Source organism: Serratia sp. SSNIH1, from assembly GCF_002935055.1.
Taxonomy (GTDB): Bacteria; Pseudomonadota; Gammaproteobacteria; order Enterobacterales; family Enterobacteriaceae; genus Serratia; species Serratia nevei.
Genome location: NZ_CP026383.1, coordinates 125,901 through 145,501, shown reverse-complemented (window position 1 = coordinate 145,501; position 19,601 = coordinate 125,901). Strand labels below are relative to the sequence as shown.

At 60.5% G+C, this 19,601-nt stretch carries 19 protein-coding genes; 11 read left to right on the top strand and 8 right to left on the bottom strand.

The features are described 5' to 3' along the window. The first annotated feature begins 120 nt into the window (after window positions 1–120). Both ompR and envZ read left to right on the top strand, forming a co-directional pair. A complete protein-coding gene (gene ompR / locus C3F38_RS00755; protein WP_004709363.1) occupies window positions 121–840 on the top strand; it encodes a two-component system response regulator OmpR in 720 nt (239 codons plus the stop codon). Next, window positions 837–2,207, top strand: a complete 1,371-nt coding sequence (envZ, locus tag C3F38_RS00750) for a two-component system sensor histidine kinase EnvZ (RefSeq protein WP_038881686.1) — start codon at window positions 837–839, stop codon at window positions 2,205–2,207. Before ompR ends, envZ begins: the two co-directional genes overlap by 4 nt. Before the next feature lie 34 nt (window positions 2,208–2,241). Here envZ and C3F38_RS00745 read toward each other — a convergent pair whose 3' ends face one another. The 7 genes from C3F38_RS00745 to C3F38_RS00715 all read right to left on the bottom strand — a co-directional run bounded on the left by C3F38_RS00745 (window position 2,242) and on the right by C3F38_RS00715 (window position 9,143). Then, window positions 2,242–2,721 (bottom strand): type II toxin-antitoxin system VapC family toxin, encoded by a 480-nt coding sequence (locus tag C3F38_RS00745; protein ID WP_038878166.1) that lies wholly within the window; start codon window positions 2,719–2,721, stop codon window positions 2,242–2,244. Then, window positions 2,718–2,981, bottom strand: a complete 264-nt coding sequence (locus tag C3F38_RS00740; protein WP_004930730.1) for a plasmid stability protein — start codon at window positions 2,979–2,981, stop codon at window positions 2,718–2,720. The genes C3F38_RS00745 and C3F38_RS00740 overlap by 4 nt, the downstream gene beginning before the upstream one ends. A gap of 126 nt (window positions 2,982–3,107) precedes the next feature. Then, window positions 3,108–4,727, bottom strand: a complete 1,620-nt coding sequence (pckA, locus tag C3F38_RS00735) for a phosphoenolpyruvate carboxykinase (ATP) (RefSeq protein ID WP_047729684.1) — start codon at window positions 4,725–4,727, stop codon at window positions 3,108–3,110. A gap of 193 nt (window positions 4,728–4,920) precedes the next feature. Next, window positions 4,921–5,799: an Hsp33 family molecular chaperone HslO gene (gene hslO, locus C3F38_RS00730; RefSeq protein WP_015379307.1), complete on the bottom strand. Its 879-nt coding sequence runs from the start codon at window positions 5,797–5,799 to the stop codon at window positions 4,921–4,923. Between the two features lie 25 nt (window positions 5,800–5,824). After that, the gene (gene hslR / locus C3F38_RS00725) at window positions 5,825–6,232 is read right to left on the bottom strand and encodes a ribosome-associated heat shock protein Hsp15 (RefSeq protein ID WP_015379306.1); all 408 of its coding nucleotides are present in this window, start codon (window positions 6,230–6,232) and stop codon (window positions 5,825–5,827) included. Further along, window positions 6,229–6,909, bottom strand: coding sequence for a GMP/IMP nucleotidase (yrfG, locus tag C3F38_RS00720; protein ID WP_025304546.1), 681 nt, complete (start codon window positions 6,907–6,909; stop codon window positions 6,229–6,231). Before yrfG ends, hslR begins: the two co-directional genes overlap by 4 nt. Before the next feature lie 98 nt (window positions 6,910–7,007). Next, entirely contained in the window at window positions 7,008–9,143 is a 2,136-nt protein-coding gene (locus C3F38_RS00715; RefSeq protein WP_047729685.1) for an intracellular growth attenuator family protein, read from the bottom strand. A gap of 445 nt (window positions 9,144–9,588) precedes the next feature. On the opposite strand from C3F38_RS00715, the gene nudE reads away from it, so the two are divergent. Next, window positions 9,589–10,143 carry an ADP compounds hydrolase NudE gene (nudE, locus tag C3F38_RS00710; RefSeq protein WP_038878156.1) on the top strand — a complete coding sequence of 185 codons (555 nt, stop codon included), beginning with the start codon at window positions 9,589–9,591 and terminating at the stop codon, window positions 10,141–10,143. 51 nt (window positions 10,144–10,194) lie between these two features. On the opposite strand, the gene mrcA is transcribed toward nudE, so the two are convergent. Next, window positions 10,195–12,753 (bottom strand): peptidoglycan glycosyltransferase/peptidoglycan DD-transpeptidase MrcA, encoded by a 2,559-nt coding sequence (gene mrcA / locus C3F38_RS00705; protein ID WP_047729686.1) that lies wholly within the window; start codon window positions 12,751–12,753, stop codon window positions 10,195–10,197. 121 nt (window positions 12,754–12,874) lie between these two features. Between mrcA and pilM the strand changes: the two genes are divergently transcribed. The 8 genes from pilM to C3F38_RS00665 all read left to right on the top strand — a co-directional run bounded on the left by pilM (window position 12,875) and on the right by C3F38_RS00665 (window position 19,578). After that, complete coding sequence (pilM, locus tag C3F38_RS00700; RefSeq protein WP_055316958.1) at window positions 12,875–13,708, top strand: type IV pilus biogenesis protein PilM; 834 nt, start codon at window positions 12,875–12,877, stop codon at window positions 13,706–13,708. Further along, a complete protein-coding gene (locus C3F38_RS00695) occupies window positions 13,708–14,247 on the top strand; it encodes a PilN domain-containing protein (RefSeq protein ID WP_038878152.1) in 540 nt (179 codons plus the stop codon). Before pilM ends, C3F38_RS00695 begins: the two co-directional genes overlap by 1 nt. Continuing rightward, window positions 14,240–14,734: a hypothetical protein gene (locus C3F38_RS00690; protein ID WP_055316960.1), complete on the top strand. Its 495-nt coding sequence runs from the start codon at window positions 14,240–14,242 to the stop codon at window positions 14,732–14,734. The genes C3F38_RS00695 and C3F38_RS00690 overlap by 8 nt, the downstream gene beginning before the upstream one ends. After that, entirely contained in the window at window positions 14,727–15,089 is a 363-nt protein-coding gene (locus C3F38_RS00685; protein WP_103767469.1) for a HofP DNA utilization family protein, read from the top strand. The genes C3F38_RS00690 and C3F38_RS00685 overlap by 8 nt, the downstream gene beginning before the upstream one ends. After that, window positions 15,086–16,330: a DNA uptake porin HofQ gene (hofQ, locus tag C3F38_RS00680; RefSeq protein WP_049193826.1), complete on the top strand. Its 1,245-nt coding sequence runs from the start codon at window positions 15,086–15,088 to the stop codon at window positions 16,328–16,330. The genes C3F38_RS00685 and hofQ overlap by 4 nt, the downstream gene beginning before the upstream one ends. Window positions 16,331–16,679: 349 nt before the next feature. Continuing rightward, a complete protein-coding gene (aroK, locus tag C3F38_RS00675; RefSeq protein WP_004391482.1) occupies window positions 16,680–17,201 on the top strand; it encodes a shikimate kinase AroK in 522 nt (173 codons plus the stop codon). 106 nt (window positions 17,202–17,307) lie between these two features. Next, window positions 17,308–18,408, top strand: a complete 1,101-nt coding sequence (aroB, locus tag C3F38_RS00670; protein WP_038878145.1) for a 3-dehydroquinate synthase — start codon at window positions 17,308–17,310, stop codon at window positions 18,406–18,408. Window positions 18,409–18,564: 156 nt separating this feature from the next. Beyond that, window positions 18,565–19,578, top strand: coding sequence for an SPOR domain-containing protein (locus C3F38_RS00665; RefSeq protein ID WP_055312771.1), 1,014 nt, complete (start codon window positions 18,565–18,567; stop codon window positions 19,576–19,578). Window positions 19,579–19,601: the final 23 nt, after the last annotated feature.

The following is a 19,601-nucleotide window of genomic DNA, read 5'->3' as shown; positions in this document are numbered from 1 at the left end:
GGGAAAAGAATAAGCTTTGTAACAATTTCGTCTAGAATACATACCATTAAACGCTGTCTCAAATGGCAAGGTTTTCTAACAATATTCGAGTCAGGCAATAAAGCCTTTGGGAGTAATACCATGCAAGAGAATCATAAGATCCTGGTTGTCGATGATGACATGCGCCTGCGCGCGCTTTTAGAACGTTATTTAACCGAGCAGGGCTTCCAGGTTCGCAGCGTTGCCAACGCTGAGCAAATGGATCGCTTGCTGACCCGTGAATCCTTCCATCTGATGGTGCTCGATCTGATGTTACCGGGCGAAGATGGGCTGTCCATCTGCCGCCGCCTGCGCAGCCAGAGCAACCCGATGCCGATCATTATGGTCACCGCCAAAGGCGAAGAGGTCGATCGCATCGTGGGGCTGGAAATCGGCGCCGACGACTACATTCCTAAGCCGTTCAACCCGCGTGAGCTGTTGGCTCGCATCCGTGCGGTGCTGCGCCGCCAGGCTAACGAACTGCCGGGCGCGCCTTCGCAGGAAGAGGCGGTGATCGCGTTCGGCAAATTCAAACTGAACCTCGGCACCCGCGAGATGTTCCGCGAAGACGAACCGATGCCGTTGACCAGCGGCGAGTTCGCGGTCCTGAAGGCGCTGGTTAGCCACCCGCGTGAACCGCTGTCGCGCGATAAGCTGATGAACCTGGCGCGTGGCCGCGAATACAGCGCCATGGAGCGCTCCATCGACGTGCAGATCTCGCGCCTGCGCCGCATGGTGGAAGAAGATCCGGCGCATCCGCGTTATATCCAGACCGTTTGGGGTCTCGGCTACGTGTTCGTCCCGGACGGCAGCAAGGCATGAGGCGATTGCGCTTTTCACCGCGTAGCTCGTTTGCCCGAACCCTGTTGTTGATCGTCACCTTGCTGTTCGTCAGCCTGGTGACGACCTATCTGGTGGTGCTGAACTTCGCCATCCTGCCCAGCCTGCAGCAGTTCAACAAGGTATTGGCGTACGAAGTGCGTATGCTGATGACCGATCGGCTGCAGCTGGAGGACGGCACGCTGCTGGAAGTACCGCCGGCGTTCCGCCGTGAGATCTACCGCGAACTGGGCATCTCTCTCTACACCAACTCGGCGGCGGAGGAGAGCGGCCTGCGCTGGGCGCAGCACTACCAGTTCCTCAGCCAGCAGATGGCGCAGCAGCTCGGCGGGCCGACCGATGTGCGGGTGGAGGTGAACAAGAACTCCCCGGTGGTGTGGCTGAAAACCTGGCTGCAGCCCGATATCTGGGTGCGCGTACCGCTGACGGAAATCCACCAGGGCGACTTCTCTCCGCTGTTCCGCTATACGCTGGCGATCATGCTGCTGGCGATCGGCGGCGCCTGGCTGTTTATCCGCATTCAAAACCGCCCGCTGGTGGAGCTGGAACATGCGGCGCTGCAGGTGGGCAAGGGCATCATTCCGCCGCCGCTGCGCGAGTATGGCGCTTCCGAAGTGCGGTCGGTGACTCGCGCATTCAATCAGATGGCGTCGGGCGTCAAGCAGCTGGCGGATGACCGCACCTTGCTGATGGCCGGGGTTAGCCATGACCTGCGCACGCCGTTGACGCGCATCCGGCTGGCGACGGAGATGATGAGTGCCGAAGACGGCTATCTGGCCGAGTCGATCAATAAAGACATCGAAGAGTGCAACGCCATCATCGAGCAGTTCATCGATTATCTGCGCACCGGGCAGGAGATGCCGACCGAAAGCAGCGATCTGAACGCCATTTTGGGCGAGGTGGTCGCGGCGGAAAGCGGCTATGAGCGGGTGATTGAAACCGCGCTGTCGCCGGGCGAGCTGATGATGAACGTGCATCCGCTGTCGATTAAGCGGGCGGCGGTGAACATGGTGGTGAACGCGGCGCGTTACGGCAACGGCTGGATCAAGGTCAGCAGCGGCCGCGAGCTGCAGCGCGGCTGGTTCCAGGTAGAGGATGACGGCCCGGGCATCAAGCCGGAAGAATTGAAGCATCTGTTGCAGCCGTTCGTACGCGGTGACAGCGCGCGCAGCACCAGCGGCACCGGTCTGGGGCTGGCGATCGTGCAGCGCATTATCGACGCGCACGACGGCGAACTGGATATCGGCACCAGCGAACGCGGTGGGCTATTGATCCGCGCGTATATTCCGTTGCCGATGGAGAAAAAAGAGTCGGCCAACGGCCATCAAACCGCCAGGGAAAATGCCTGACGCTCTTGGCGCGGGCCGCGTTGCTGCGGCCCCGTCAGGACTTCCTGCTCATCACGTAGTATTCCGCCGCATCCTCATGCAACCGACGGCCGGTCGGCGCCTGCCACGGATCGATTAACTCGATGCCGCAGTGGAGGAAGTCTTTGGTGTTGCGGGTGGCCAGGACGGCACCGTAATACAGGCAGGTGGCGGCGATTTGGGTATCCGGCATGCTCATCGCTTTACCCAGAAGCCGATTCCTTGCCGTCAATTCCGCGTATTGCATCGCGCACAGCCCATCAAACGGCAATATCTGCCCCTCGAACTTCAATTCAATCGCGTCCGCCAATTTGAGCTTGAGATCCCGCTGGCGCTTGCCGTCAGGCATGCAGGCGACGCCGCTGAACAGTTCGGCCAGGACAATGGCGCTCAGATAGAGCTCGTCATTGTCCTTTTCATTTAACCAGTTAATGACGTTGTAGTACGGACTGGGGCGCAGCGTCTCCGAAATGACGTTGGTGTCGAGAATAATCATGCGTTGTCATCTTCATCATCAAAGGTGACGATGCGTGGTGGCACGGCGTCACGCGGTGGGATCTCCAGCTCGACGCCGCCGAACTCGGCGAAGTGCTGATGCATCCAGGTACCCAATCCATAGCGCGGCGGCTTTTTCACCAGCGCCTGTTTCAGGATCATGCGCGCTTCCTCTTCCATGGAATGGCCGTTTTTCGCCGCTGAAATACGCAGCAGCTCTTTGATTTCGTCGTCCAGATTTCTGACGGTGATAGTAGCCATTGAAACCTCCTTTGCTATCAATGATTGCATTGACTTATTTTCTCGCCTTACTGGTTAAAAAGCAATCGCTGAAAATAAAAAAAGGCGCGGGATCCGCGCCTTAGCTGAAGAGGTAACGCTACCGAATTACAGCTTAGGGCCGGCGCTGACCAGCGCGGCGCCCGCAGGCGTGTCGGTGTATTTGTCGAAGTTGGTGATGAAGCGCTCGGCCAGATCCTGCGCTTTTTCCTGCCACTGCTCGAGGCTGGCGTAGGTATTGCGCGGATCGAGGATCTCTGGGTTCACGCCCGGCAGCGCGGTCGGCATCGCCAGATCGAAGATCGGCAGGGTGACGGTTTCCGCCTTGTCGATTTCACCGCTCAGGATGGCGTCAATGATGCCGCGCGTATCTTTGATCGAGATGCGCTTGCCGGTACCGTTCCAGCCGGTGTTGACCAGGTAAGCCTGGGCGCCGGCGGCCTGCATGCGTTTCACCAGCACTTCGGCGTACTGCGTCGGGTGCAGCGACAGGAATGCGGCGCCGAAGCAGGCGGAGAAGGTTGGCGTCGGTTCGGTTACGCCGCGCTCGGTGCCGGCCAGCTTGGCGGTGAAGCCGGACAGGAAGTGGTACTGAGTCTGGTTGGCGGTCAGACGCGATACCGGCGGCAGCACGCCGAAGGCATCGGCGGTCAGGAAGATCACCTTGGTGGCGTGACCCGCCTTGGACACCGGCTTGACGATGTTCTGGATATGATAGATCGGATAAGAAACGCGGGTGTTCTCGGTTTTCGAACCGTCGTTGAAGTCGATGCTGCCGTCGGCCAGCACGGTGACGTTTTCCAGCAGCGCGTCGCGTTTGATGGCGTGGTAGATGTCCGGCTCGGCTTCTTCAGACAGCTTGATGGTCTTGGCGTAGCAGCCGCCTTCGAAGTTGAACACGCCGTCGTCGTCCCAGCCGTGCTCGTCATCGCCGATCAGCTGACGCTTAGGATCGGTGGAGAGGGTGGTCTTGCCGGTACCGGACAGGCCGAAGAACACCGCCACGTCGCCTTTCTCGCCCACGTTGGCCGAGCAGTGCATCGAGGCGATGCCTTTCAGCGGCAGCAGGTAGTTCATCATCGAGAACATGCCTTTCTTCATTTCGCCGCCGTACCAGGTGCCGCCGATCAGCTGCATGCGCTCGGTCAGGTTGAAGGCGACGAAGTTCTCCGAGTTCAGGCCTTGCTGCTGCCAGTTCGGGTTGGTGCATTTGGCGCCGTTCATCACCACGAAATCCGGCTCGAAGTCAGCCAGCTCTGCGTCGCTCGGGCGGATGAACATGTTTTTCACGAAGTGCGCCTGCCAGGCCACCTCGGTGATGAAGCGCACTTTCAGGCGCGAGTCGGCGTTGGCGCCGCAGAAGGTATCCACCACGAACAGGCGTTTGCCGGACAGTTGTTCGGTGACCAGGTGTTTCAGATCGGCCCACACTTCCGGGCTGAGGGGTTTGTTGTCGTTTTTGCCTTTGCCCTGATCGGCCCACCACACGGTATCGCGGGTGATGTCGTCGCGGACGATGTATTTGTCTTTCGGCGAGCGGCCGGTGAAGATGCCGGTATCGACGGAGACGGCACCCAGCTTGGTGACTACCCCACGCTCAAAACCTTCCAGAGATGGGTCTGTTTCTTCCTTAAACAGCAGTTCATAGCTCGGGTTGTGAACGATTTCGCTAACGTCGTGAATGCCGTAAGCGGCCAGATCCTGAGGGGTTATACCTTTAACGCGCATGTTACTACTCCTTGGTCACAGAATTTCTGGCGGCAATTGTAGGGATCTAACGGTGCGTAACCGCGATGGGTATCAAATATTTAACGTTTTAGGCGGTATTTCGTTACGATCTGAGAGATAGCACACGGAAAAAAGCAAACGTGCAAACGGCGGGCGTTGGCGGGCGCCGGGCGCGCCCACCGAGGGGGGTGACTTAGTGCAACTGGTCGCTTTCGCCGGTGTTACCCGCATACAAAGCGGCAACATCAACCGGGTCAAAGACATAGTGGCTGCCACAGTAGTCGCAGTGCATGTCGATATTGCCGTCCTGCTCCAGCATGTCCGCCACTTCGTCGGTCGGCAGGGTCAGCAGCGCGTCGGCGCAACGCTGGCGCGAACAGGTGCAACGGAACTGCACGTCCTGCGGTTCGTACAGGGTGACCTCTTCCTGGTGATACAGGCGGTACAACACTTCGTTGGCCGGCAGGCCGAACAGCTCTTCGCTTTTTACCGTGTTGGTCAGTTGCACCAGATGATCGAAATCATCGAGGTTGCCGTCCTGCGCCGGCAGCACCTGCAGCAGCATACCGGCCGCCGCGGCGTTGCCTTCCGCTTCGCCGGTGCGGATGAACAGGCGGGTTGGCAGCTGCTCGGACTGGCGGAAGTAGGCTTCCAGGCATTCAGCCAGGGTTTCACCTTCCAGACCGACCACGCCCTGATAGCGCTCGCCTTCCGTCGGCGAAATGGTGATGACCATGACGCCGTTGCCGATCATCTGATGCAAGGTGCTGTCGTCGGCGATAGGCGCCTGGGTGCGCGCAACGCCGCGCATCTCCTGACGGTTGTTGCCGTTGATCACCGCCAGCTTCAGCGGGCCGTCGCCTTGCAGCTGCACGGTGATGTCGCCGTCGAACTTCAGGGTCGCGGTCAGCAGACTGGTGGCGACCAGCAGTTCGCCCAGCAGCTTTTGCACCGGCGCCGGGTAGTCGTGGTTGTTCAGGATCTGCTGATAGGTTTCGCTGACGGTAACCAGCTCGCCGCGCACCGCGTAGTTTTCAAACAGGTAACGGTGCAATTGGTCATGGTTGGACATAATCTTCTCTCATTGCGGTGAGGGGTTATTCCGGCTCACCAAATTTAAATTTCATCAGGTCGCGCCGCTCCTTTTTGTCCGGACGACGGTCCGGATGCGGCATGGTCAACGCGTTCATCTTGCGCGCCAGCGCCATCTTTTCGCGGTTGGCGATGCTGGCTTCGGTTTCCTGATACATTTGCTGCGCCTCGCCGGCGCCGCGGCGTTGGCTGGTCAGCGCCAGCACGATCACCGTACGTTCTTCGTTGCCCTGCCGCAGCTTGAGCTCGGCGTTGAGTTCGACAATCTTGCTCGGCTTACCGCGCTGGCCGTTGTAATGCACCTTGCCGCCGTCGATCATTTCGCGTGCCAGCGCGCGGGTCTTATAGAAGCGTGCGGCCCAGAGCCACTTATCCAGCCGTACCGCGTCGTCGCGCGTCGCTTTTTCCTTCATGCTTCCCCCTTGGCCAGCGCCGGTATCAGCAGGCGATAGTCACGCATCGACGGATGGCGCTGGAAGCTTTTCTCCGCCGTACTGGAGTCTGGGTTTTGCACGCCCAGGCAGTAACGAATGCCGAAAGTGCGCGCCGCGTCGAGGATCGGCTCGCCGTCGTCGACGAACAGCGTGCGCTGCGGATTGAATCCGGTGTGCTGTTGCACCGCTTGCCACAGACGCTGATCTTCTTTCGGATAACCAAATGTGTGGGTGGAAAACAATAAATCAAGGTGCCGATCGAGGCCGGTATGCTCGATTTTCACCGCCAGGCTGTGCGGATGGGCGTTGGTCAGCAAAATGGTTTGCAGACCGGCGTCGCGCAGCGCCCGTAAAAACGGCTCGGTGTCTTCGCGCAGCCGGGCGCGGCTGCCGACTTCGCTGGTCATGCGGTAAATATCCAGATCCAACCGCTCGCTCCAGTAATCGAAGCAATACCAGTTCATGGTGTGCTGCACCGCCTGATACTCCCGCTCAATGATATGGCGGGCTTCGTCGAAAGGAATGGCGCGCCTTTCGCTCAGCGCCTGCGGCACCAGGCTGAGCCAAAAGTGGCTGTCGAACTCCAGATCCAGCAAGGTGCCGTCCATATCCAGCAGCACGGTATCGATCTGCGGCCAATCAAACTCGGGAACCATAAAAACTCCACGGGCGGACCGACGGGCGGTCCGCAGATGAGAATAATAGCGTTAGCGTAGCATAAGCAGATGACAGGGCGGAGGCCCCGGCGTCAGGTTCAGGCCATCGGCCGCATCGACATCGGATTGAGCTGCGGATTGAAGCAGCTGTCGTAGTAACGCTGGATATCGGCGACGCGGTGCTGATTGATGCGACGACGTTGCACCAGCCGCCAGGCGTTATAGCCCAGGCTGATGACGACCGCCAGCAACAGCAGACTGGTACCGAGGTAGCGCCATAGGGTGATCATGTCCGGTTCGCTGTGCAGCGCCACATGACGGGTGCCGTTGGCGTCGACGCTGAGGCTGGTGATCACGCCCTGTGCCTGGAAGGGGGTGTGCAGCAGCAGAGTGGAAAGGCGCTGCAACTCATTCCACTGGTCGAGGGCGTTGTATTCGCTCTGCGGTGCCGACGGCTGCGGATGGCTGACCAGCTGGCGGCCTTCGTCGCTGCTGATCAGGAAACCGCCCGGCGGCGGGCTGTTGAGCGCTGCGGCGGCCAAACGCGTTTCATTGAAGATGAACGACGATGTGGCCACTTTGGTCAGGCTTTCCAGCGACTCGGCGCTCACCGGGCGCAGCAGGACGTTGACGCCTTGCAGCGCGCCGGACCTGGCGCGTTTCACCAGGCCGCTCCAGTTTTTGGCGTTGCCCAGGTTGACCAGGGCGTTCTTCAACCGCACGCAGTCGCTTTCTGCCTGGCACAAATTCTGTGTTTTCAAAACGATATCAGAGAAGTCGTCCAACAGGATCATGCCGGATTTCTCGATGGCGCTGGCCAACTGCGGGTTGACCTTCTGATCGGCGCCGCTCGGATGCAGCTGGCTGTTGACCGTGGCCAGCAGGGCCGTCGCTTTGTCAATGACTTCCGATTCCGGCTGCGGCAGTGGGGCGGCGTTGTTCCAGTAGATGCCGGAGCAGTCGAACGGCGCAAAATTGACGGCGCTGCCCCCATTGGCCGGCGGGGGCACATAGCACATGCCGCTGCCGCGCACTTTCAGCGTGTCGCCGATGCGCAGCGGCGTGGCTTCCAGCGCCTGAACGCTGGTCACTTCCACTTTTTGCGCACCCTGCAGCCAGGCCATGCTGAGGGTCAGCGGCAGGTTGAGCGGGATATAGATCAGCAGCAACAGCAGCACCAGCGCCGAGCTGGCGACCAGCACCGCGTTGCGGCCCCACTGCTGCAGCGGGAAGTTTTTCACTTCGTCATGCAGCGAGAGGAAGCGCCCCTGACGCACCACCTGCCGATTGAGATAGACGTCCACATCGGTGGTCTTGCCCAGGTCCTGCGTCAGGTAAGGCTGCCAATGCGGCGGGTAGATAAGATCGATGATGCCGAGTGAAATGTTGCTGATCTGCCCCTGGCCGGATTCGCCGAACAGGCCCCAGCGCTTCGGCGTACCGCGCAGACAGTGGATCTCTTTCAGCTCGCGTGACGCCGGACGGCGGAACAGGTTCCAGCATCCCCAGGCGATCATCAGCACCGCCACGAAAATCATCCAGGGGATCACCAGCACCGGGCTTATCAGGCTGAAGAACAGCAGCAGCAGCGCGGCGGAGATGATGACGGCTTCACGGATGCCGTTCGGCCGGTTCAGCGCATGCTCTTCCGGCGTTTCCTTGCGAATATTGATCAGCTCGACATGCTCGCTCTCTTCCTTGCGGATAGAGGCGTTTTTGGTCGGCGCGGCGCTCACCACCGGCGGTTGCGGCCGGTCGTGAATATGATCTTTCAGCGAGTGCCCGTTGAGCGAAATCACCAGCGGCAGCGTCTGGGTACGGATCACTTCCACATGGTTGTCGGCGGTGATATAGGGTTCCCAAAACGGCGGCAGGTGCACCTCTTCGGCATCGAGATAATAGCGCCATTTATTGGGATCGTCGCTGGCCAGCCCATAGCGGGTGATGGCGTGCGTGACGGGATAAACGTTATCGCTTTGCGGGGTGAGCGCCAGTTTGGCTGCGGGCAAGGTAGCGCCGCCGCCGGGCAACAGCTTGTTGCTCAGCTTGTTTTGCTGATTGAGATAGAACTCGACCGCAGCACGCTCTTCGTCGGTCAGCTTGCGGTGGGCAGGTTTGATAAACGGCAGCGCGTGCGCCAGAGCCGACGGGTTGCGCGCCTTGAACCACAGGTACAGGCCGGCGGCAATCAGGCAGACAAGCACTAAGGCCAATATCAACACTATTGTGCTCATGCAATCCCCATCTCACACCCGTGAATTTCGCCAACCTGATGAAAAGGTGAATATTATACGGAGTAAACCGCCAGGAGGCACCCAGAACTAATGAGGGAACAAACAGATTCTCGCTCTGGATCTCATTCCTTCATGACGCAAGGCCATTTTATCACTGATTCTTGCCTGCGTGATACTAGCAACCGGCCTCTGCCGTCGATATCGGTATTATCCTATTTTCATGTGTGCTGTTTGCTGAATCAGTACGGAAAATCGCCCGCCGCTGGCTACGCTTGTTAAAAGAAAGTAAATTACTGCTCATGCTCGTTGCGGCGGAGCTTACCCTTAACGCACAATGTGATCAGGATCGAATTTGGTCAGCGTTTGAGCGCCAACGAGCCGTGCGTTACGCCAATCATTATTTCGGTTGCCCTGTCCGCGCCTGGGTAACCTCTTTGAGGCAATCATGGATAAACACCTGCAAAAACCTAAAATTCTGAAAGTGGAAACCGTCGCGCGTTCGCGTTTGTTCAACGTCGAGTCGGTCGATTTGGAATTCAGCAACGGTGTGCGGCGGGTGTATGAGCGCATGCGGCCTTCGGATCGCGAAGCGGTGATGATCGTGCCGGTGATTGGCGATGACCTGCTGCTGATCCGCGAATATGCGGTAGGCACCGAATCCTATGAGCTGGGGTTCCCGAAAGGGCTGATCGATCCCGGTGAGGGGGTGCTGGAGGCTGCCAACCGCGAGCTGATGGAAGAGGTGGGATACGGCGCGAAGCGCTTCGATTTTCTCAGCAAGCTGACGATGGCGCCCTCTTACTTTTCCAGCAAAATGAATATCGTGCTGGCGCACGATCTCTATCCGCAGAGCCTGGAAGGGGATGAGCCGGAGCCCCTGCCGCAGGTGCGTTGGCCGATCGCCGACATGATGGCGCTGCTGGCGGAACCGGATTTTCGTGAGGCGCGCAACGTCAGCGCGCTGTTCCTCTCAGAGGCATTTTTGCGCGCTTCGCGCTGATACGCTTCGCGCCAAACAAAAAAAGGGCCAGATTTCTCTGGCCCTTTTCGATCAGAACAGCTCGTGGCTTTCACCGCCCGGATCGGTCAACGTGGTGCCGGTATCGCGCGATGGGTAGTCCGTCGGCTGAGTTCCTTCGATGAAGTACTCGGAACGGCTACCGCCGCCACCGCCAGAGAGCTTGCCGCTGCTCTTGTCGATGGTGACGCTGATGATGCCCGGTGGCGGCGTGACTTTCTGCTCCGGGATGCCTTCCAGCGCGGTCTTCATGAAGTCGTCCCACGCCGGCTGGGCGCTCTTGGCTCCGCCTTCACCGCCGGAAATCTGATCCGGGATGGCGCCGGATACCGTCGAACGGCCCAGGTCGCGGCGATGATCGTCGAAACCGATCCATACCGACGTTACGGTATCCGGGCCATAGCCGGAGAACCAGGCGTCTTTGGAACTGTTGGTGGTACCGGTTTTGCCACCGATATCATGACGTTTCAGATCGCGCCCGGCGCGCCAGGCCGTGCCCATCCAACCCGGTTCACCGAAGATGTTGCTGTTCAGCGCGTCGTGGATCAGGAAGGCCAGCGGCGTGCTGATTACGTGCGGCGCATACTGTTGGTCGCCGTCCTGCTGCACCTGAGCCGGGGTAACCTGCTCCAGCTGCGGCATCGGCACCGTGCTGTTGCTGCCTTCCTGCGAGGTGGCGACGTTTTCGATGTTGTCGTCGGACAGCACCGCCGAACGGTGGGTATCGCCGTAGATCACCGGCAGGTTGCAGCTGCTGCACACCACTTTCGGTTTGGCTTCGAACACCGTATTGCCGTTGTCGTCTTCAATTTTGGTGATGAAGTACGGGTCAACCAGGTAACCGCCGTTCGCCAGCACCGCGTAGCCGCGTACCAGCTGCATCGGGGTGAAGGAGGCAGAGCCCAGCGCCAGCGATTCAGTATGCACGATGTTTTGCGCCGGGAAGCCGAAGCGCTGCAGATATTCCGCCGCGTAGTCGACGCCCATCGCACGCATCGCGCGCACCATCACCACGTTCTTCGATTGCCCCAGCCCCTGCCGCAGGCGAATCGGGCCGTCATAGGTCGGCGGCGAGTTCTTCGGCCGCCAGTCGGTGCCGGCGCCGGCATCCCAGCGGGTAATCGGCAAGTCGTTCAGAATGGTGGCCAGCGTCAGGCCTTTATCCATCGCGGCGGTGTACAGGAACGGTTTGATGTTTGACCCCACCTGGCGCAGAGCCTGCGTGACGCGGTTGAACTTGCTCTGGTTGAAATCGAAACCGCCGACCAGCGCTTTCACCGCGCCGTCGTTCGGGTTGATCGAGACCAGCGCCGAGTTGACGTCCGGGACCTGCGACAGCCACCAGGCCTCGTTCACTTTACGCACCCACACCTGCTGGCCGGCCTGCACCACGTCGGTGACGCGTTTCGGCGTTGGGCCTTGCTGCGTGTCTGAACGGTATGGGCGCGCCCAGCGCATGGTCGCCATCGGCAGGGCAATGCTGCTGCCGTCGGCCAGCATCGCCGTCGCTTCCTGCGGGTTGGCGGCGGTGATCACCGCCGGCGCCAGCGGGCCATAGTTCGGCAGATTTTTCAGCGAATCGACAATCTGTTTGCGATCCCAGGCCGCTTCGCCGACTTTCCACAACACGTTGGACGGGCCGCGGTAGCCGTGGCGCATGTCATAGGCCAGCACGTTGTTGCGTACCGACTCTTGCGCCGCCAGCTGCAGCCGTTTGGTGACGGTGGTGTAAACCTTGTAACCGTCGGTATAGGCATTTTCACCGTAGCGCTTGATCATCTCCTGACGCACCATCTCGGAGAGATACGGCGCGGAGAAGCTGATTTCCGGCGCATGGTAGTTGGCGACCAGATCTTCGGCGCGCGCCTGATCGTACTGCGCCTGCGTGATGTAGTGTTCGTCCAGCATGCGCGACAGCACCACGTTGCGACGGGCAACGGCGCGATCGTGCGAATAGAGCGGGTTGAAGGTGGACGGCGCTTTCGGCAGGCCGGCGATGGTCGCCATTTCGCTCAGGGTCAGCTGGCTGACGTCTTTGCCGAAATAGACCTGAGCGGCGGCACCCACGCCGTAGGCGCGGTAACCCAGATAGATCTTGTTCAGATACAGCTCAAGGATTTCATCCTTGGTGAGCATCTGCTCGATGCGCACCGCCAGGAAGGCTTCCTTGATTTTACGCATCAGGGTGCGTTCCGGGCTTAAGAAGAAGTTACGCGCCAGCTGTTGGGTAATGGTACTGGCCCCCTGCGAAGCGTGGCCGGAGACCAGCGCGATGGAGGCGGCGCGGAAGATGCCGACCGGATCGACGCCGTGGTGATCGTAGAAGCGGCTGTCTTCGGTGGCGATGAATGCGTGCACCATCACCGGCGGAATTTGATCCAGCTTCAGCGGAATGCGGCGCTTCTCGCCATATTGGGCGATCAGTTCGCCATCGGCGCTGTAAACCTGCATCGGTATTTGCAGCCGCACGTCTTTCAGCGTTGCGACGTCGGGCAGCTGCGGCTCGACATATTTGTACAAGCCGAAAATCGAGGCTGCTCCCAGCACGATGCAACATACTGCAAGGATTAGTAAATACTTTACGAACTTCACCTGAGATTTCCCATTTCTAAGTCATTTGGGCAGTTTATAAACAACCGCGCGGTAGTATAAAGGCAAGCCTGCGACATGGATATGTTCTTTTATCATCTGATGTTATGGAGGCTTGCGAAACATGTTCCCTCAAGCATGGCAGGTGGGGCTGGATATACAAATCGACTGCGTGCGGGCGGTGGCGGCCCAACGCCGCCGCAACGGCTGGCAGTTGCGCCACTGGTGGCAGCAGGCGCTGCCGCAGGCAGTTTTACGCGACGGCTGCCTGGAACCTTCCGAATTCCTGATCCGGGCGCTGCGGCAATGGCGCGTCCAGCTGCCGCGACATATTTCCTTACGCATTGCCCTGCCGGCGCAGCGCGTGTTGCAGCAGCGTATGGCGCGGCCTGACGCGCGGCTGCGTGAGCCGGAACGCAGCGACTATATCGGCGGCCACGGTTTGAAGCAGTTTCCGCTCGACGGCCAGACGCTGGCGCTCGACTATCGTGCAGCCCCGGCGGATGAGGCGACGCTGCTGTTGACCGCCGCACGGCGGCAGGAGCTGCAGCAGTGGCTGCATTGTTTGCGTCAGGCTGGCCTGCACCCGCAAGCGGTCGATATCACTCCCTGCGCGCTGCGGGTGATGGCGACGGCGGCGGGCGTGCCGCCCGCCGCGGGGCTGATGCATCGCCTCGATCGAGAATGGCTGTGGGTGGCGCCGGCCGATGGCGCCTTCGCCTTTGGTCTGGTGCCGGGCGACGATGGTGCTCAGGCGCTGCGGGCGCTGCAAGCCCAGACGCCGGCGGGCGACGATCGGCCTGTCTATGCCGGCAGCGTGCTGGTGGGAGCCCTGCCTGCCGGTTGCCTTGCCTGGTCGCCGCTCAGCGCCTTCACGCAGCTGCGTCCGCCGTTGCCTGTCCATCCCTCGGCGTTCGCGTTGGCCGGTGGTCTGGCGCTGCGCGAGGAGGATCGTTGATGTATCAGGTCAACTTTCTGCCCTGGCGCCAGCGCCGCGATCGGCGACGCGCCTATTTCTGGCTGGGCGTGCTGTTGTTGCAGGTAATGGCGCTGCTGCTGGCACTGTTCCTGGTCGCCGGCCAGCTGCGTCACCAACAGGCGCAGCGGCAGGCGCGGCTGGCGATGTTGGGTGAGGAGCTGGCGGCATTGACGTCGTTTGCCCGCCAGCAGCAACAAGAGCGGGCGCAGCAAGCGATGCACAGTGCCCGCGCCGAACGGCAGGCAAATAACGCCCAACATAACCGGCGTTATTTGCAGCTGCTGCAGCAATTGTCCTCCAGCATTCCTCCGCCGCTGTGGCTTACGGCGTTGGACAGCAATGCGGCGAACGGCCTACGGCTGCGTGGATTGAGCCGCTCTCCTGCGGCCATCACGCAGTTCGAACGGCGGCTGGCGGGGATACCTGCGTTGCCACGGCTGCATTTGGCTGAGGTGGCACAACGCGAAGATGGCCTGTACTCCTTTCATCTGGCGGCGCAGTGGGGGCGTGATGGATAGCCGTTTGTCATCCGGGCTGCGCCTCTGGCTGAGCTTGCCGGGCTGGCTATTGCTGCTGTCGCAAGGGGTGGGCATCGGCACGCTGGCGCTGTTGGGCGGCGGTTGGCTGCTGCAAGACGAATGGCGTCAGCGGGAAAACGCGGCGGAGCGGCAACAGCGCCTGCTGCAACAGATCGCTATGGTGCAGAGCCAGTTGGAAGATACGCCGCAAACCGTTATCCCGGCGGCGGCGCTTGCGCCGACCACCACCGGCGATTTGGCGAGCGTGCTGCAACGGGCGGGGGGCGCTTTGCTGCGCTGGCAGCGGCAGGAAAAACCGCCGCGGCAAACGCTGAGCTTGCGCATTGATTACACCGGCTTGCTGGTGCTGCTGGAGGCGCTGCCCGCCGATTTACGCCTCGAGCAGCTGAGCGTGGAGACGCCGCCCCTTGGCATGACGGCGCGGTTGGTTTTGCAGGATGCCACCGAGGATCAGCCCGATGAGTAAAAGACCCGGCCGTGGGTGGTGGTGGCTGCTATGGCCCTGGGCCCTATGCGCTGAGCCGCGCGACCCGTTTGCGCCGCCTCCGCTGCCTGCTTGTGCCCAAACGGCGGCATCGCCGGCGGGCTGGCGACTGAAAGGCGTCATCGGGCAACCGACGTTGCGCTATGGCTGGGTGGTGACGCCGGCGGGACAATGGTTGCGCCTGCGGCCGCGGCAGCGGGTGCTGGCCGAGCGCTGGCAGGTGACGCAGGTGCAGGCGCGCAGCCTGACGTTAACGGCGCTGGCGGCCGAACCGGATTGCCCGGCGAGCCAGGGCGACATCTCGCTGATAATGGACAACAAGGATGGTAAGCCATGAAGGGACGCGCTGGACTGGGCGTGGCGCTGTGGTGTCTGACGCTCGGCGCCGCACAGGCGCAGGATAAACAGGTTATTTCGCTGGAGTTTCAGGATGCGCCGGTCACGGTCATCCTGCAGGCGCTGGCGGATTATCGGCAGATGAACCTGATCGCCGCGCCCGGCGTGAGCGGCAACCTGACGCTGCGGCTGGAGAATGTGCCCTGGCCTCAGGCGCTGGCGCTGACCCTGCGCATGGGCAAACTGGCGATGACGCGTGAGGGTAACGTGATGCTGATTGCGCCGGAGCCGGACGCGCAGGAAAAAAGGCAGCAGCGAGAGGCGCTGGCGCAGCGGCAACCGCTGCACAGCCTGAGCCTGACGTTACAGAACGGCGATGCGGCGGAGATTGCCGAAAGCCTCAATGCCCAACGCGGCGCCTTGCTCAGCGAGCGGGGCAGCGTGCTGGCGGATAAGCGCACCAATACGCTGCTGCTGCGCGACACCGCGCCGATCCTGGCGCAGTTGAAAAAGCGGGTAACGGAAATGGACGCGCCGCTGGCACAGGTTCAGCTGGCTGCGCATATCGTGACCATCAACAGCGAAAGCCTGCGCGAACTCGGCGTGCGTTGGGGATTGGCGCCCGACGACAGGCCAGCGCAGCCACTGCGGCCGGGTAATCTCGGCGTCAACCTGCCGCTGGAGCGCAGCGCGGTGAACGTCGGTTTCCACCTGGCACGCATCAGCGGGCGTTTGCTGAGCCTCGAGCTGACGGCGCTGGAACAGGAGAATCAGGTGGAGATCATCGCCAGCCCGCGCCTGCTGACGGCGCACCTGCAAACCGCCAGCATCAAGCAGGGAACCGAGATCCCTTACGAAGTGTCAAGCGGCGCCAGTGGTGCGACCGCCATCGAGTTCAAAGAGGCGGTGCTGGGCATGGAGGTGACGCCGAAAGTGTTGCCGGACGGGCGCATCACGCTGACCTTGCACATCAGCCAAAATATGCCGGGGCGCGCCATCAGCCGAGGCGCGGGGGAAGCGCTGACCATCGATAAACAGGAGATTAAAACGCAGATCACGGTGAAAAACGGTGAAACCCTGGTGCTCGGCGGTATTTTTCAACGGCATAGCGGCAAGACGGCGGACAAGGTGCCGGGATTGGCGGACGCGCCGTTATTGGGAGGCTTGTTCCGACAAAGCGGCGCACAACAGAAAAAACGCGAGCTGGTGATCTTCATTACGCCGACCCTGATTAAAGGATAAGCGGCTACCTGTCAGGCGGACGGCAAATCTCCTAAAGTTGATGAGCAGATACACTTTTTTATCTCCTTGGGGGGATCTGCGTTTGACGCTGCGGCCGATTTAGCTTACAAGGGTTACCGAATTGAGCACCGAGGTTTTTTGTTAGCGTCAAGACGCCGTTAAAAACATATGGTTTCCCTCCCGCGGCGTGGATTGCGATTTATTCGGTTGCCAAACTACCAAGAGTGTTGAGATAATTTTTCGTCTGATCTCGCACTATCGCTCATGAGGTTTCAGTTTAGGTCCCGCCGCTGATTTGATTGGCGGGGCGGGTTAACATTAACGAATTGTCTTAGTAATACCGAAAAACATGGCAGAGAAACGCAATATCTTTCTGGTTGGGCCTATGGGTGCCGGCAAAAGCACTATTGGCCGTCAGTTAGCTCAGCAACTCAATATGGAGTTCTTCGACTCCGATCAAGAAATTGAGCGACGTACCGGAGCTGACGTGGGCTGGGTATTCGACGTGGAAGGGGAAGAAGGTTTCCGCGATCGTGAAGAAAAAGTCATTAATGAACTGACGGAAAAACAAGGGATTGTGTTGGCGACCGGCGGCGGTTCGGTGAAGTCGCGCGAAACGCGCAACCGTCTGTCCGCGCGCGGTGTGGTGGTCTATCTGGAAACCACGATCGAGAAGCAGCTGGCTCGTACCCAGCGTGATAAAAAACGCCCGCTGCTGCAGGTCGATTCTCCGCCGCGTGAAGTGCTGGAAGCCTTGGCGAAAGAGCGCAATCCGTTGTATGAAGAGATTGCCGATGTCACCATCCGCACCGACGATCAGAGCGCTAAAGTGGTTGCTAACCAGATCATCAACATGCTGGAAAGCAACTGATTGCCGATTTTCGCGTTCGCCGTCGGCCAATGCGGAAAACTGATTTGTGTTCCCCGCCGCTGCGGGGATCAACCACCGCCGCACCATACAGAGAACTGAGCGCGACATGGAGAGAATTACTGTAACGCTTGGGGAGCGCAGCTACCCGATTACCATCGCCGCCGGATTGTTTAACGATCCGGCTTCTTTTATGCCGTTGAAGGCGGGTGAGCAAGCGATGTTGGTCACCAACCAGACCCTGGCGCCGCTCTATCTGGAGCGCGTCCGGCAGGTGCTGGAGCGGGGCGGCGTCGTGGTGGATCAGGTGATCCTTCCCGATGGTGAGCAGTACAAATCTCTGGCGGTGTTGGATCAGGTGTTTTCGGCGCTGCTGGAAAAACCGCACGGGCGCGACACGACGCTGATCGCGCTCGGTGGCGGCGTTGTCGGCGATCTGACCGGCTTTGCCGCCGCGTGCTATCAACGCGGCGTGCGTTTCATTCAGGTTCCCACCACGCTGTTGTCGCAGGTGGATTCTTCCGTGGGCGGCAAGACCGCCGTCAACCACCCGCTCGGCAAAAACATGATCGGCGCTTTCTATCAACCCGCTTCGGTGGTGGTTGATCTGGATTGCCTGAAAACGTTGCCGACGCGTGAACTCTCTTCCGGCCTGGCTGAAGTCATCAAATACGGGATCATCCTCGATCGCGAGTTCTTCGTCTGGCTGGAAAACAACATCGATGCGCTGATGGCGTTGGATATGCAGGCGTTGGCCTACTGTATCCGCCGCTGCTGCGAGCTGAAGGCCGAGGTCGTGGCTGCCGACGAACGCGAAAGCGGCCTGCGCGCCTTGCTGAATCTGGGCCATACTTACGGCCACGCCATCGAAGCCGAAATGGGCTACGGCGTATGGCTGCACGGCGAAGCGGTGGCTGCAGGCATGGTGATGGCGGCGGAAACCGCGCACCGTCTTGGCCAGTTCTCCGTTGAAGATATCGAACGCATCAAAACGCTGCTGCTGCGCGCCGGGTTGCCGGTTTGCGGGCCGCAGGAAATGACGCCGGAGTCCTATCTGCCGCACATGCTGCGCGACAAGAAAGTGCTGGCGGGTGAACTGCGTCTGGTGCTGCCGACCGCGATCGGTGCGGCGGAAGTGCGCGGTGGCGTAGGGCATGAACTGGTGTTGGCGTCGATCGCCGCCTGCCTGCCTGAGCAGCAGCGTAATTAAATCGGACCAAGTAACAGTGGCTTAGCCGCCATTTGCATCTATATTAATACAGTGAGCAGAGCACGACGGGTGTCGCTTTGCCATCATCGGGTTAATCTGCCCGTGCCACGGTAGGTCTACGGTGGTGGGCTTTTGCCTCTAGTTGGAGGGTTTCAGATGGACGAGTTTAAACCGGAAGACGATCTCAGACCTGATAGCAGCGATCGTCGTCCTACGCGTTCGCGCAAGCCGGCCGCCGCGCCGCGCTTCGCCGTTTCGCGCCAGCATTTGATGATCGGCATCGGCATTTTGGTGCTGTTGCTGCTGATTATCGGTATCGGTTCCGCCTTGAAGGCGCCGACCAAGCATGAGGTGGCTCAGGATAGCGGCGCACAAAACGGCGCGGCTCGCGATATCAACCTGTCCGGTTCTTCGTCGCTGACCACCGCCAATAACGGCGTGCCGGGCGGCACGACGGATACCCACGACAACAACGGCGTGAGTGCGACTCAGCCGCAGCAACCGCAGAACGTCAGCGTTCCGCCGATCTCAGGCACGCCGACCGAAGCGCAAACTCAGCCTCAGCAGGGCGGTGCGCAGCAGCGCGTCGATCTGCCGGGCAACATGGCGGATGCGCTGTCGCAGCAGCAGGGGCAAGTGGATGCCGCGACCCAGGGCATGACCGGCGCAGCCTCGACGCTGCCGACCGCACCGGCGACGGTGATGAGCGGCGCCGCAGCGCGCGAGGCGACTCGCCCTGTGCAAGGTACCGCGCAGCAACAGCATAAAACGCCGGCGAAAACTGCCGCCACCAAACCGACCGCGACGCAGCATAAATCACCGACTACGGTGTATACGCCGCCGGCCAAGCCGTCTTCCACCGCGAAAGCGGGAGCGGTCAGCAGCAGCGGCAGTTCGCTGCAGTCTGCACCGGGCAGCCATTACACGCTGCAGCTGAGCAGCGCTTCGCGTTCCGATACGCTGAACGCCTACGCCAAACAGCAGAAGCTGCAGAACTACCTCGTGTACGCCACCAAGCGTGACGGCAAACCGTGGTATGTGCTGGTAAGCGGCAACTACGCGTCTTCCGCGGAAGCGAAACGCGCCATTGCTTCGTTGCCGGCGGATGTACAGGCGAAAAAACCATGGGTCCGACCTGTACATCAGGTACAGCAAGATCTTAAAAAATAAATCATTTAAATTTGTGCGCTGAT